Below are 12,218 nucleotides of genomic sequence, written 5' to 3'. Positions count from 1 at the left end.
CAGTTGTAGTTCATCTTCGGATCGTCCCGCTGGTGATGGACGCGATGGCGGCGCTAGCGCTGCTTATTCAGGCAGCGCCTGTATCTGGAACGCCGCCGTCAACAGGTCGGTCTGCTCCACGCCCATCGGTCCGAACCACTTCTCGTAGATCGCATCGATTTCGCCGGACCGGAACAATGCGGCGAGGGCTTTCTTGCCGACGAGTTCGAAGGCGCTGTCGTCGCGCGGCACCATGATCGCGTATGGATCGAAGGAGAGGAAGTCTCCGACCACGGCGAAGTCATCGGGATTCTTCGAGTTCGAGATAAGTCCAAAAAGGAGGATGTGGTCGGTCGAATAAGCGTCCACCCGGTCGGTTTCCAGCGCCAGCATTCCTTCGGCGTGGTCGCGCACCGGGAGAATCTTGACATCGAGCCCTTTCTCCTCGACCGCCGCCTTGACGGCGCGCTCATTCGTCGTGCCTTGGGCGAGCGCGATGGCCTTGCCATCCAGATCGTCCACCGACTGGATTCCCGAATCCTTGCGCGTCAGAATCTTGGTGCCGGTGATGAAGGTGGTCGGCAGATACTCGACCTGCTCCTGGCGGGTGAGGTTGTTCGTGGTCGAACCGCATTCGAGATCGATGGTGCCGTTGGCCATCAGCGCGATGCGGGTTTTCGGATTGACCGGGACGTACCGTACCTCGATGTCCTTGCCGACGGTCTCTTCGACCGTCTCGACGATTTTCATGCACAGGTCGATGGAATATCCGATCGGCTTCTGGTTCTCGTCCAGATAGGCGAACGGCACCGAGCTCTCCCGATGTCCGATCACGATCTCGCCCGCCTCGGCGATCTTGGCGAGCTTTCCAGTCAGGTCCTGCGCCGCGGCCGGCAGGGCCGAGCCCGCGGCTAAGGCCGCGGCGACAATGATAGATGTGTATCGCATGGTGAACTCCCTTGCTGTTCAGGATTGAGGATCGTCGAGACCGAATGTCTCCGGGTAGCCGAACAGGGCGGCACTGCCCCCGGTGTGCAGAAACACGACGTTGCGCGCGCCATCGAACCGACCCTTGCCGACGAGGTCGATGAGCCCGTCGAGCCCCTTGCCGGAATAGACCGGATCGAAGAGCAGGCCCTCCAACCGAGCGAGGAGTTTGACCGCCTCGCGCATCCCGTCCGTGGGCAGACCGTATCCCGGCCCGACATAGTCGCAGTTGGCGCGCACCCGCTCGCGCTCGATCGCGAAGCCCGCGCCGAGGTGTTCCATCGTTCGGCAGGCCAGGTCATAGACCATGCCTTCCTGCTTTTCCCGCGGTGCGCGCACGCCGATACCCAGGAGGTCGACGTCCGATTCCAGGGCCGCGAGGCCGGCGACCAGTCCGGCCTGCGTCCCCGAGCTCCCGGTCGCGTGGACGATCGCATCGATCGCAAATCCGATCTGATCCGCCTGGCGCATCAATTCTTCGGCCGCGGCGACATAACCCAACGCGCCAACAGGGTTCGATCCCCCGCCGGGAATGACATAGGGCTTGCGCCCGTTCGCCCTCAGCTCGACGGCCAGCGCCTCCATTTCCGCCGCCATGTCGGCGCCCCCCGGGCGCATGGCGACGCTTGCTCCGTGGAGCCGATCGAGCAGAACGTTGCCGTTCAAATTGTACTGCCGGTCGTTCGAGCCGGTCCGATCCTCAAGCAGGATGTGGCAAGCGAGGCCGAGCTTTGCCGCCGCGGCTGCGGTCTGGCGCGCATGATTAGACTGCGTGGCCCCCTGCGTGATGACGCAGTCCGCCTGCTTCTCCAGCGCGTCGGCCATGAGAAACTCAAGCTTGCGCGTCTTGTTGCCGCCCGTGGAGAGCCCGGTGCAATCGTCACGCTTTACCCAGATGCGGGGCCCGCCGAGATGTTCGCTCAGGCGGTCCATCGGCTCCAGCGGGGTCGGAAAATGTCCCAGCGCGCGCCTGGGGAACGTCTGTAGAGTCCGGGCCAACGCGTCGCAGCGTTGCCCCATGGCACTGTGGACTGCGCTCGACGTCTCGCTCACCATCATGGAAGGCTACCCTCGGAATTCGATCTTCAAGAACCGATAGCTGCGCTCAGGTCGGATTGATAATGCCGATATTCTTGCCTACTCATACTGACGGTATGGGTAGAGCCGAATGGACGTGAAACTTCTCGAAGACGCATTGGCTCTGCTGGAGGAGAAATCCCTCAGTCGGGCGGCGGCGCGGCGCAACGTTACCCAGCCGGCCTTTTCGCGACGGATCCGGGCGCTGGAGGACTGGGTCGGTATTCCCTTGCTCGAGCGCAAGGCCAACAGCATCGTGCTCAGTGCCAGCCTGACGGAGAACGAAGCCGAAATCCGGGCGGTTCTCAAACGATTGGCGCGTCTGCGCGGCCAAATTATTGCGCAGGGCAAACGGTCGAGCAACCTGGTTCTCGCCACTCAGCATGCGCTCGCCACGGATGTATTCGCCGCGCTCCTGGCCTGCTTCCGGGACAGCAGTCCCGACCTCGCCGTGCGCCTTAGAACGATGAACCGCGAGGACTGTATTTCCCTTTTCCTGCACGGCGAAGCCGATCTTCTCCTGTGCTACGAGGCGCGCGCTTTTCCGCCCCTGCCGTTCGATGCGTCGATCGAACGACGTATCTGGATGCGCGATACGCTGATCCCGGTCGTAAGCGGTTCGCTACGCTATCTTTTCGAGGGTAAGGCCGCACGAGAGTCACCGCCACTCATCGGCTATCCGCACACGAGTCACTTCGGCCGCCTGATCGAACGAACCGGACTCAACGAGCCCTTCCTGCAGGACGGAGCCTGGACCCGGGTCGAGTCGGCTTTCACCTTGGGCGTTCTCGAACTCATACGAAACGGCGTCGGACTGGGGTGGATTCCGCAATCGATGTGCCGGCGGGATCTGGCCTCCGGAAAGCTCGTGAGCCTTGCCACGAGCCACGGCTCGATCCCCCTCGACATCTCGCTGTTCGCGTCGAGCGACAATCAGCCTGCCCTCGACTTGGTCGACGACGTCTAAAAACCTGCACGCCGGCGGCGGGGTGCTATCTTGCTCGAAGCACCGTGCCTCCAACAACCCGCCGGGCATCGCCAAAAGACCTGATTCGTAAGGAAGGATGGACATGACCGAAAATGATGATCAGCCGGGCGCATTCGCCTCGCCGCCCTGTTTTGCCCATGAGTTGCGGGAGACCCCGGCGGGCTTCGCCGCCGGCGACGGGGCGGCCACGGCCGACCTCGCCCGCTGGCGCAAGGCCGAGCGCGAACGGCTGATCGCGATGCGCCTTGCGACCGCCGTCGATGAGCGCGCCCGCGTCGCGGACGAGGTCGCCGCCGAGCTCGACAAACTGGTCGATGTTCGGCCCGGACTTGTCGTCAGCCTGTATTGGCCGATCCGCGGCGAACTCAACCTTTTGCCCTGGATGCGTTCCTTGCATGAACGCGGCCTCCGCGTTGCCCTGCCCGTCGTGGTGGCCAAGGCGCAACCGCTGGTCTTCCGCGCGTGGACGCCGGACGGGCGGATGGAACGCGGCGTGTGGAATATCCCGATCCCGGCCGATGGCGAGGAACTCACGCCCGACGTGGTGCTGTCGCCGGTGGTCGGCTTCGACGCCCAGTGCTATCGCCTCGGCTATGGCGGCGGCTTCTATGACCGCACCCTGGCGGCGCAGCCGCGAAAACCGTTGGTGATCGGCGTCGGGCTGCCGACGATGCGGATCGCGACGATCTATCCGCAGCCCCACGACATCCCCATGGACGTGATCGTCACCGGAAAAGGCCAGATCACCCGGCCCGAGACGCGTAGGTGACCCGCCTCTGGCTGCGGCGGGCCGTGACCCGCCGGGCCAGTCGAACGGTCAGCGCGTCCTGATCGCTCGGCTGTGGCCGCGCGGGATCTCCAAGGATGGCTTGAAGCTCGAAGAGTGGGCCGAGGTGGCACCGCGCGACGCCTTGCGGGACTGGTGCGGCCAGGACGACGTGATCCTCGTCTACGCTGCGAAGGACACGGCCCACAACAATGCCGTCGCGCTGAAGAGGCATCCGGAAAAGCGCCAAGCCAGCGGCACCAAACCAGCGATGCCGCCCGCTAAGCCGGCCCTCCGTCTGCGAGCGCCACCACGCCCGGGCCGGCCGGAAGCCCGAGGATGTCCTGAAGCGGCGTGCGCACGATCACGAGGTCGGCGAGGGTGAAGCGATCGAGGACCGCGAGATAGGCGTCGAGCGCCTCGGCGAGCGCGCCACGCAAGCGGCACGGACCGGTGATGACGCAGCGATTGCGGGTCGGATCGAAGCACTCGACGATGCGGAAATCATCCTCCGTCGCCCTAACCACGTCGCCGACGACGATATCGGCCGGATCGGCCTTGAGCCGGAGGCCCCCGCCCCGTCCCCTGACGGTTTCGACGAAACCGCCACGGCCGAGCTCCTGAGCGATCTTCATCAGATGGTTGCGCGAGATTCCGTACGCTTCGGCGACCTCCTGAATGGTGGCCAGCGCATCCGGCTTCAGCGCCAGATACATCAACAGCCGCAAGGCATAGTCCGTATAGAGGGTCAGGCGCACGGAAAACTCTCCCAAAAGGTGCATAGACGGTATTGCTTTAATCGTCGCAGCGCAATATTGTCAGAAAAGATGGATCAAACGCGCATCTTTTTGAGCCACCCACGGCGTCACGGGCGGGACGAAGCCGCCTGCTCCGCGAAGGCAACGCGCTCGCGCGATGGGCGACATGCCACCGAGCCCCGTGCCGCTTGCGTCGTGAAAAAGAGGACGTAGCAATGAGATTTCTAGAAATGCTGCTGGACGTGTTCCTGTTTCCAGGCAACCTCATGCTCCGCAAATGCGGCATCAGCGTCGAGGAGGATGGAGGCCTGTTCCGGTCCTTCATCAATATGTGCGTCTGGGGGGCGGTCAGTCTGGCCTTGGCGATGTATATTCTGCTCTAAGCTGTCGGCAGTGGTTCAGTTCGCGCTCGCCTATGTCTTGTTCATGACCGCCCATGTCGTCCCCGCGGCGCCGCGGGTTCGGGGCTTGGCCGTCCATATGCTCGGGCGCGGCGCCTATCTGGCCCTCTACTCCCTGATCTCCATTCTTCTTCTCGTCTGGCTGATTGCGGCGGCGCGCAATGCTCCGACGCTCTCCTTATGGCCGTTGACGCCCGAACTGGGTGCGGTTCCGCTGGTGGTCATGCCGCTAGCCCTCACTCTCGTCGTCGCCGGGCTGTCGCAGTCGAATCCCTTGTCGGTGTCGTTCCGGGACCGCGGGTTCGACCTGTCCCGGCCCGGCATCGTGGCGGTCACCCGCCATCCGGTGCTGTGGGGTTTCGTGCTCTGGGCGTTGTCGCATGTGGCTGTAAATGGCGATGTGGTATCGGTCGCGTTGTTCGGTGGCCTCGCGCTCTATGCCGCCGCGGGCTTAGGCCTCGCCGACAAGCGGGCGAAATCGCGGCTCGGCCTCGATCGGTGGACCAGCTTGGCTGCGCACACCTCGATCCTGCCATTCGCCGCGGTGCTGGCCGGCCGGGCACGTCTTGCCGTAGACAGGCCGACGCTTGCCGCAATCCTCGTCGGGCTGGCGTTCTATGTCTGGTTTCTCGCCGGCGGCCATCTCTGGCTCTTCGGCGCCGACCCGTTGATTTACCTGAGATCTTGACGAAAGCCGCCCCATGTCGACGCCGCCGCTTCTCAGTTACGGTTTCCGCCCGTTCTTCCTGCTGGCGTCCCTGTGGGGCGGCGCGGCCGTGCCACTGTGGCTGCTCGCATATGGCGGCTCGATCCAGCTTTCGAATGCCTATGGCGACGTCGGCTGGCACGCGCACGAATTGATCTTCGGTTATGCCGCCGCCGTCATCTGCGGGTTCTTGTTCACCGCCATCCCCAACTGGACGGGACGCTTCCCTGTCAAGGGCGCACCGCTCCTGTTTCTGGTCGTGATCTGGGTGCTCGGTCGCCTCGCCATACTCGGTGCCGATCATATTGGTCTGGCAGTAGCCGCCGTAATGGATGTCCTGTTTCTGGTCGCGGTCATCGGTTTCGCCGCCCGCGAAATCGTCGCCGGCAGCAACTGGCGGAACCTGCGTGTGCTGGTGCTGGTGGCGGCGCTGCTCGTTGGAAACATACTGTTTCATGTGCAGACACTGAGCCAGGCGCCGACCGACCTCGCGCTCCGCCTTTCGATCGCCGCGCTGATCGCACTGATCACGCTGATCGGCGGACGGGTCACGCCCAGCTTCACGCGCAACTGGCTGGTGAAGCGCGAAAAGCCCCTGCCCCTGCCGTTCGGCCGCCCCGATGCCCTGGCCATCGGCACGACAATGGTCGCGCTGATGGCCTGGGTCGTTGCCCCGGCATTGCTCGTCACCGCCGCCCTGGCGCTTCTGGCAGCCGCCCTGCTCGTCATCCGTCTGTTAAGGTGGCGTGGCGCGCCGACCTGGCGTGAGCCGATCCTCGCCATCATGCACATCGCCTATGGGTTCGTTCCGGTGGGATTCCTGCTGCTCGCCGCCAGCGTCGCCTGGCCGGGCGTGGTGCCGGCGAGCGCCGTGACCCACAGTTGGACGGTGGGCGCGATCGGCACGATGACGCTGGCGATGATGACACGGGCGAGCCTTGGCCATTCCGGGCGAGCGCTCAAGGCCTCGCCCGCAACGCTCATTCTCTACGCGGCCATGCTGATCGCGGCCCTCGCGCGCGTCGCTGCGGCGCTTGCGCCGGATTTCGCAATGCCGCTCCTGACGCTCTCAGGCGCCGGCTGGAGCGTCGCGCTGCTTGGTTTCGCGGTCGTTTTCACGCCGATGCTGGTGGCGGCGAAGCCCGCTCGAACCCGAACTTCGGCCTGATCATTGGCGCGGACGTCACGCCACGCAGCACCGTCGCGGCTGCGAAAACGATTGCTTCGCAACAGGACCAAGGGGTCGCCTCTGCCGGGTGAGCGGTCACCGTCGGCGACGGGCATCATGGCGCCTCAGGATCAGGACCCGTCGCGGTCACCGGCCGCAATCAGAGCGTTGAAACCACCCCGCGGTCCATGGTTCGGGCCGAGCCCGGACCTTCAGCGCGCCGGCCCTTAACCCGGTCTGGCGGCGGACGAACTCGCCACCTGCGAAAGCGCCTCGAACAGCTGGTCGGAAAACCGCTGCCGGGCGTTTCCGACAAGGCTCAGCAGCCCGAGCCGCCGCACCGCGGGCGTCGTACCCAACTGGTGGACATTGACAGTGGGCGGGAAGGTCCTCGAGCCAAGTCGCTCGGGCACGACCGAAACCCCGAGGCCCGTCGCGACCAGCGAGATGACGCCTTCCAGACTGTCCACCTCCATGTGCGAGTCGACCTCGATCTCGCATTGGTCGAGCTTGGCTTCGACAAGATTGGCCACGCGGGCGTGCCGACTGAAGCGAACATAGGGATTTTGCTCCAGGAGTTCGCGGAAGGTGCTGCCAGAAGCCGATTCATGCGCGATCACCACCAGGCGCTCTTCGCAGAACATCTGAAATCGCGCGTCCGCGGGCAACGTGTCGGGCTCCGTCACGATGGCGACATCGACCCGGCCGCCGCGAACCGCCGCCTCCAGATCGTGGGTGAGGCCGGTGGTCAGTCGAATGCTCAACTCCGGCACTGTCTGACGCAGCCTCAGCAGCGCGGCAGGCAGGAGGCCGGCGACGGCGGTATGCACGGCCCCAATCTTCAAGACCCCCCTATTGGCCGGCCGCTTGAGACTTTCGCTGAGTTGCTCCCAGGCAACGATGACGTCGCGCGCGCGCAAGGCAAACGCGTAACCTTCGGACGTCAGGACCGGCGGACGCCGGCTGCGATCGAACAGCAGAACACCGATATTCTGCTCCAGGTTCCGCATTTGAACGCTGATGCCCGAAATGGAAATGCCGAGCGCTTCGGCGGCGCCGGCGAAGCTACCGTGATCGACAACCGCGATGAAATTATAAAGCGTCTTTACGTCCACACCGTTTCTCCGGCCTTTGCCGCTGGCGTTCCCCTTCAGCGCCCGCTCATAGACCTCTTACGCCCTGCAAGACCAGATTGACGCCCAAAACACACAGCACGCCCAAAACCACCAGCTGGAAACGCTCCGCCGAAACGCGCCTGCCGATGGCGCCGCCGAGCTGCATACCGGCGATTGCCGCCGGTACACACAAGACCGCAAGCGAGAGGCGATGGATATCCATCATCCCGACGAACCAGAAGGAACCCGTGATCAGAACGCCCGAGACGACGAAAAGCAGACCGAGCGCGGAAAGAAACAGCCCGCGATCGACCCTCAGCCCAACGAGATACATCACGAAGATGGGGCCGTTGGCGGCCGTAAGCGCCCCGATGATCCCCGCCACCACCCCGACCCCGGCGCTGACCGCGCCTCCCCCGGCGGCCGGAACCATGACGCGTGGCTTGAAGGCGGTGATCGTGCTGAACAAGATGACGAACAGGCCGAGGCCCACCATCAGGACGTCGTCATTGACCGCAGTGACGAAGCCGGCGCCGAGCGGAACGCCGAGGACGACACCGCCAATCAAATAACGGAACCGGATCAAAGTTTCCCGCATACGCCGCGCCTGGACGAACTGGGTGACGTTGGTGAAGGGCAGCATGACCGCGTTGATTGCCAGCGCCAATTCCACCGGCACGACCAATGGCAGCACCGCCATTGTCGCCAGCGGCAGGCCGAACCCCAAGGCTCCCTTGATCATTCCACCCAGAAGAAAGATGCCCATCAGCAGGGCGAATTGCGTTGACGTTAAGTCAGAAAAGAGGGTCATCGGCGGATACGGTGATCGAGGTCAACGGCGCTTGGCCGGGGCAGTGACGGGACCGGCCGAAAAGGGCGCCGGCATTGCGCGCCGCGCTTCGAACAAGACGGAACCCGCATTGCTATTGCACCGGGTGCTTGACGGTCAGCGGCGGTTTTTTCCGTCTTTCGCGGGCCTGCGTGACGATGCCCTTCAATATCAGTCCCAGGGCGAGCGCCGTGAAAGCCCAGAAAAGCCACGTAATCGGGCCACGCAGGAAGATATCCGCCGAGCCCTGCGACATGAGCAGCGATTGCCGGAAATTGTTCTCCAGCAAAGGCCCGAGGATGAAAGCGATCACGAAGGGCGCCGGCGGAACGCGGAACAGCAGCATGACGTAACCGACAACGCCCATGACGAACATGACCGCGACGTCGAACACCGAATTGTTGACGGCGTAGACGCCATAGACGCAGAGCACGAGGACACCGGGGAACAACAGCGATCGCGGGATGTCGGCGATGTAGCGGAAGCCGCGGATCGCGGCGGCGCCGATGACGAACAGGAGAAACGAGCTCATCACCAAGCCGATGAACAGGGCGTAGATGATGCTGGTGTTGTTGGCGAACATCATCGGACCTGGCTGCAGACCATGGACCATGAAGGCCCCGATGATGATCGCGGTGATCACATCACCCGGCACGCCAAGCGCCAGCAAGGGGATCAGCGTGGCGCCTGCGACGCCGTTGTTGCCGGCTTCCGCGGCGGCGACACCCTCGAGTTCGCCCTTCCCGAAGTTTTCCCTGTTCGGAGAATTCCGCCGGGCTTCGGAGTAGGACAGAAACGCCGACGGGGCGGCGCCGATGCCCGGAATCGACCCCAGGAAAACGCCGATCGCGCCGCCGCGCAGGATCGATTTGAGGCATCGGCGGAGTTCTGCGAGCGACACATGGTCGTCTCCCACCTTACGGACATGTCCTCCGATCTCGTCCGGGCGCCGGACGAACGAGAAAATCTCGGGCAAGGCGAACAATCCGATGAGCACGGCGATGAAATTCAGTCCGCCCATCAGGTCGGGGGACCCGAAGACGAACCGGTCGGTGCCATAGACCAGATCGAGGCCGACGGTTGCGAGAAGCAGGCCCAAAATCGCCCCCATCAAGCCTTTGAGAAGGCTGTCGCCGGAGACACCGGCGATGATCGTCAAGGAGAACACGATCAGGGTGAAAAACTCCGGCGGGCCGAAATTCAAAGCGAAGGACGCGAGCCAGCCGGCAAAGAGAATGAGCGCCAGATTGGATACGAGATCGGCGATGCAGGAAGCGTACAGCGCCATGTTGAGCGCCTTGCCGGCCTGGCCTTTTTCCGCCAGCGGATAACCGTCGAGCACCGTGGCGGATGAAGCGGGAGTACCCGGCGTGCGAATGAGGATCGCTGGAATCGACCCGCCGAAAATCCCGCCCTTGTAGACGCCCAGCAGCAGCAGGATTCCGAAGATCGGCTGCATCGAGAAGGTGAAAGGCAGCGCCAGCGCGACCGCCATGGTCGCCGACATGCCGGGTATCGCGCCCGCGACCACGCCGATCGCCACGCCGATCGCCAGAGACGCGAAGCTCTCCCACTGTGCAACCAGCGCGAAGCCGGCCGCCAGAGAATCCATAAAACTCATGGAAGCCTCACCAGTTGGCCTTGCGGAATGGGCACGCCGGCGACGTGACTGAAGAAGGCGTAAAGCGCGAGCGGAAGCACCAGAGCCCAGATGAACCGGTGAACGCGCCACTTCGTGCCGGTGATCAGCGTCATCGCCAGGAACGCCGCCACCGATGCCCAGACCATGCCGAGAAAGGGGATCGCGAGATAGTAGGCGACGATCAGGATCAGCAAAGCCGCCAGGCGCAGCGCCTCCGGCCGCCCGAACGTCACCTGTTCGCGTTCGACCTGCTCGTCCTCGGATGAAAAATGCGCCCGGATCGCCAGCAGAACGCCGCAGAGCAGCAGCGCGCCGCCGAGAATGACCGGCCAAAACAGGGGCGACAGAACGGGCAAGCGCACGTTGCGTGGTGTGACGATTCCATAGGGGATCACGACCACGAGCAGGATCAGCGCGAAGCCGATCGTAAAGAAAGCGATATTGCGTTCAACCCGGCGCGGCAACATCAAGCCCCTCCTCCCAAGAAAACGGCGTGCCGGCAAAAAGCCGGCACGCGGCGTCCGACGGGGCTTTATTCGACCCGCATGTCGAGATCGTCGACCAGTTTGCGGAAGGTTTCATACTGCTTGTTGACGAAGGCAACGGACTCTTCTGGAGACATCAGCCTGACTTGCGAGCCGGCCTGGTCCATGAACTTCAGGAAGCCTTCGTCCTGGGTGGCGAGGACGAGCCACTCGCCCCACTTTTTCGCGGCTTCGTCGGACAGATCGGCGGGGCCGGCAATGCCCGTCCAGCCGACGAGCTCCTCCAGTTCCTCATGGCCGAGCGAGGCCGCCGAGGGCGCGTCGAAGCCTTTGACCGGCTCGGCCGTCGTCACCAGGATCGGTTTGAGCTGGCCGTTGGCAACGAAACTCGCCAAGGCGGAGGAGTTGGTGCAGACGAAGGTGGCCGTGCCCTGCAGCACCGCGGTGGCCGCCTCGCCGCCGCCGCCCATCGGCAGATGGATCGCCTGCTCCAACGGGCTTTCGATGCCGAAGGAATCGAGGACCATCACTCCCGCCAGATGCAGCAGGCTGCCAACGCCCGACGAGCTGAACGTCACCGTTCCCGGCTCGTCCTTGACCCGCTGGACGAGGTCTTCCATCGACTTGATGTCGGAGTTGGACGACACGGCGCAGACGACGGGATTGATCTCGTAGACACCGACAAAACGGAAATCGTCGAGCGTATAGGGCAGGGTTGCCTTCATCGCCGGATTCACCGTGTGCGAACCGACGCGCGCGGCGAGCATGGTGTACCCGTCACCATCGGCATTGGCGACCGCGGCGGAGCCCGTGGCGCCCCCGGCGCCGGCGCGGTTGACCAGAACGAGCGGCTGGTCGATCCGCGGCGTGAGTGCGGTGCTGAGCGCGCGCGCGGAAAGATCCGTGGCGCCGCCCGAGCCATAGGGGATCACCAACCGGACCGGACGTTCCGGATACTCGGCCAAGGCCGGCGTTGCCGAGATCGTCAGCGCCCCGATTATCAATCCAAAGGTTTTGGCTTTCATGTCTTCCTCCCATTCCTGTTTACGTCTCGAACCGACGCCCGCCGGCTCACTCGTCGCAACCTCCATTGCGGCGAATTCATTGCGCCCGACCGGACGCCGGTGATGACCTAGATGACCTCCCGCTTGCGATCGTCGGTCTCGCCATAGCGATGAAGCGCCGGCGGCCGCAAGCCTTCGTAAAGCGCCGCCAGGCCCTTGTCGGCCTCGGCGCCGTGCTGGGCGAACAGGGAATTGCCCTTCAGGTCGCTATCGACGATGAAGGGGCCGAAATTCTCGACCTCGAACAGCCACA

14 protein-coding genes and 1 pseudogene are annotated in these 12,218 nt (G+C 64.0%); 6 read left to right on the top strand and 9 right to left on the bottom strand.

What is annotated here, in order from left to right; genetic code table 11:
• Positions 1-63 precede the first annotated feature (63 nt).
• Positions 64-927, bottom strand: coding sequence for an amino acid ABC transporter substrate-binding protein (locus MJ956_RS18025; RefSeq protein WP_253965823.1), 864 nt, complete (start codon positions 925-927; stop codon positions 64-66).
• An 18-nt stretch (positions 928-945) separates the two neighbouring features.
• Positions 946-1,986: a D-cysteate sulfo-lyase gene (gene cuyA, locus MJ956_RS18020; RefSeq protein ID WP_256477944.1), complete on the bottom strand. Its 1,041-nt coding sequence runs from the start codon at positions 1,984-1,986 to the stop codon at positions 946-948.
• A gap of 148 nt (positions 1,987-2,134) precedes the next feature.
• Between cuyA and MJ956_RS18015 the strand changes: the two genes are divergently transcribed.
• The 3 genes from MJ956_RS18015 to MJ956_RS18950 all read left to right on the top strand — a co-directional run bounded on the left by MJ956_RS18015 (position 2,135) and on the right by MJ956_RS18950 (position 4,182).
• Entirely contained in the window at positions 2,135-3,010 is an 876-nt protein-coding gene (locus tag MJ956_RS18015) for a LysR family transcriptional regulator (RefSeq protein ID WP_253965821.1), read from the top strand.
• Between the two features lie 103 nt (positions 3,011-3,113).
• A complete protein-coding gene (locus MJ956_RS18010) occupies positions 3,114-3,800 on the top strand; it encodes a 5-formyltetrahydrofolate cyclo-ligase (RefSeq protein WP_253965820.1) in 687 nt (228 codons plus the stop codon).
• A 7-nt stretch (positions 3,801-3,807) separates the two neighbouring features.
• Positions 3,808-4,182 (top strand): DUF488 domain-containing protein, encoded by a 375-nt coding sequence (locus MJ956_RS18950; RefSeq protein ID WP_341482743.1) that lies wholly within the window; start codon positions 3,808-3,810, stop codon positions 4,180-4,182.
• Here MJ956_RS18950 and MJ956_RS18000 read toward each other — a convergent pair.
• Positions 4,079-4,555, bottom strand: a complete 477-nt coding sequence (locus MJ956_RS18000; protein WP_253965819.1) for an RrF2 family transcriptional regulator — start codon at positions 4,553-4,555, stop codon at positions 4,079-4,081. The genes MJ956_RS18950 and MJ956_RS18000 overlap by 104 nt on opposite strands.
• Positions 4,556-4,770: 215 nt before the next feature.
• Between MJ956_RS18000 and MJ956_RS17995 the strand changes: the two genes are divergently transcribed.
• From MJ956_RS17995 to MJ956_RS17985, 3 genes are read left to right on the top strand one after another with little or no spacing between them, the layout of a single operon-like run.
• The gene (locus MJ956_RS17995) at positions 4,771-4,938 is read left to right on the top strand and encodes a hypothetical protein (RefSeq protein WP_253965818.1); all 168 of its coding nucleotides are present in this window, start codon (positions 4,771-4,773) and stop codon (positions 4,936-4,938) included.
• A gap of 10 nt (positions 4,939-4,948) precedes the next feature.
• On the top strand, positions 4,949-5,644 hold the full coding sequence (locus tag MJ956_RS17990; protein WP_253965817.1) for an NnrU family protein: 696 nt from the start codon (positions 4,949-4,951) through the stop codon (positions 5,642-5,644).
• A gap of 13 nt (positions 5,645-5,657) precedes the next feature.
• Positions 5,658-6,830, top strand: a complete 1,173-nt coding sequence (locus tag MJ956_RS17985) for an NnrS family protein (RefSeq protein ID WP_253965816.1) — start codon at positions 5,658-5,660, stop codon at positions 6,828-6,830.
• 227 nt (positions 6,831-7,057) lie between these two features.
• Here MJ956_RS17985 and MJ956_RS17980 read toward each other — a convergent pair whose 3' ends face one another.
• The 6 genes and pseudogenes from MJ956_RS17980 to MJ956_RS17955 all read right to left on the bottom strand — a co-directional run.
• Positions 7,058-7,945, bottom strand: coding sequence for a LysR family transcriptional regulator (locus MJ956_RS17980; protein WP_253965815.1), 888 nt, complete (start codon positions 7,943-7,945; stop codon positions 7,058-7,060).
• A gap of 46 nt (positions 7,946-7,991) precedes the next feature.
• On the bottom strand, positions 7,992-8,756 hold the full coding sequence (locus tag MJ956_RS17975) for a sulfite exporter TauE/SafE family protein (protein ID WP_253965814.1): 765 nt from the start codon (positions 8,754-8,756) through the stop codon (positions 7,992-7,994).
• A 112-nt stretch (positions 8,757-8,868) separates the two neighbouring features.
• Positions 8,869-10,395 carry a tripartite tricarboxylate transporter permease gene (locus MJ956_RS17970; protein WP_253965813.1) on the bottom strand — a complete coding sequence of 509 codons (1,527 nt, stop codon included), beginning with the start codon at positions 10,393-10,395 and terminating at the stop codon, positions 8,869-8,871.
• Positions 10,392-10,883, bottom strand: coding sequence for a tripartite tricarboxylate transporter TctB family protein (locus MJ956_RS17965; RefSeq protein ID WP_253965812.1), 492 nt, complete (start codon positions 10,881-10,883; stop codon positions 10,392-10,394). The genes MJ956_RS17970 and MJ956_RS17965 overlap by 4 nt, the downstream gene beginning before the upstream one ends.
• Before the next feature lie 65 nt (positions 10,884-10,948).
• Positions 10,949-11,926 (bottom strand): Bug family tripartite tricarboxylate transporter substrate binding protein, encoded by a 978-nt coding sequence (locus tag MJ956_RS17960; protein WP_253965811.1) that lies wholly within the window; start codon positions 11,924-11,926, stop codon positions 10,949-10,951.
• Positions 11,927-12,033: 107 nt separating this feature from the next.
• Positions 12,034-12,218: pseudogene (locus tag MJ956_RS17955) on the bottom strand (fumarate hydratase C-terminal domain-containing protein); the annotation flags it as partial.

The sequence above is a fragment of the Aurantimonas marianensis genome (assembly GCF_024195285.1).
In the GTDB taxonomy this organism is placed as follows: domain Bacteria; phylum Pseudomonadota; class Alphaproteobacteria; order Rhizobiales; family Rhizobiaceae; genus Aurantimonas; species Aurantimonas marianensis.
This window is presented reverse-complemented; position numbering and strand designations above follow the sequence as displayed.

Bases quoted from the DNA above. Each gene is read 5' to 3' on its own strand.
- MJ956_RS18025 (WP_253965823.1), bottom strand. From the start codon at position 927: ATGCGATACACATCTATCATTGTCGCCGCGGCCTTAGCCGCGGGCTCG.
- cuyA (WP_256477944.1), bottom strand. From the start codon at position 1,986: ATGGGGCAACGCTGCGACGCGTTGGCCCGGACTCTACAGACGTTCCCC.
- MJ956_RS18015 (WP_253965821.1), top strand. From the start codon at position 2,135: ATGGACGTGAAACTTCTCGAAGACGCATTGGCTCTGCTGGAGGAGAAA.
- MJ956_RS18010 (WP_253965820.1), top strand. From the start codon at position 3,114: ATGACCGAAAATGATGATCAGCCGGGCGCATTCGCCTCGCCGCCCTGT.
- MJ956_RS17995 (WP_253965818.1), top strand. From the start codon at position 4,771: ATGAGATTTCTAGAAATGCTGCTGGACGTGTTCCTGTTTCCAGGCAAC.
- MJ956_RS17985 (WP_253965816.1), top strand. From the start codon at position 5,658: ATGTCGACGCCGCCGCTTCTCAGTTACGGTTTCCGCCCGTTCTTCCTG.
- MJ956_RS17975 (WP_253965814.1), bottom strand. From the start codon at position 8,756: ATGACCCTCTTTTCTGACTTAACGTCAACGCAATTCGCCCTGCTGATG.
- MJ956_RS17970 (WP_253965813.1), bottom strand. From the start codon at position 10,395: ATGAGTTTTATGGATTCTCTGGCGGCCGGCTTCGCGCTGGTTGCACAG.
- MJ956_RS17965 (WP_253965812.1), bottom strand. From the start codon at position 10,883: ATGTTGCCGCGCCGGGTTGAACGCAATATCGCTTTCTTTACGATCGGC.
- MJ956_RS17960 (WP_253965811.1), bottom strand. From the start codon at position 11,926: ATGAAAGCCAAAACCTTTGGATTGATAATCGGGGCGCTGACGATCTCG.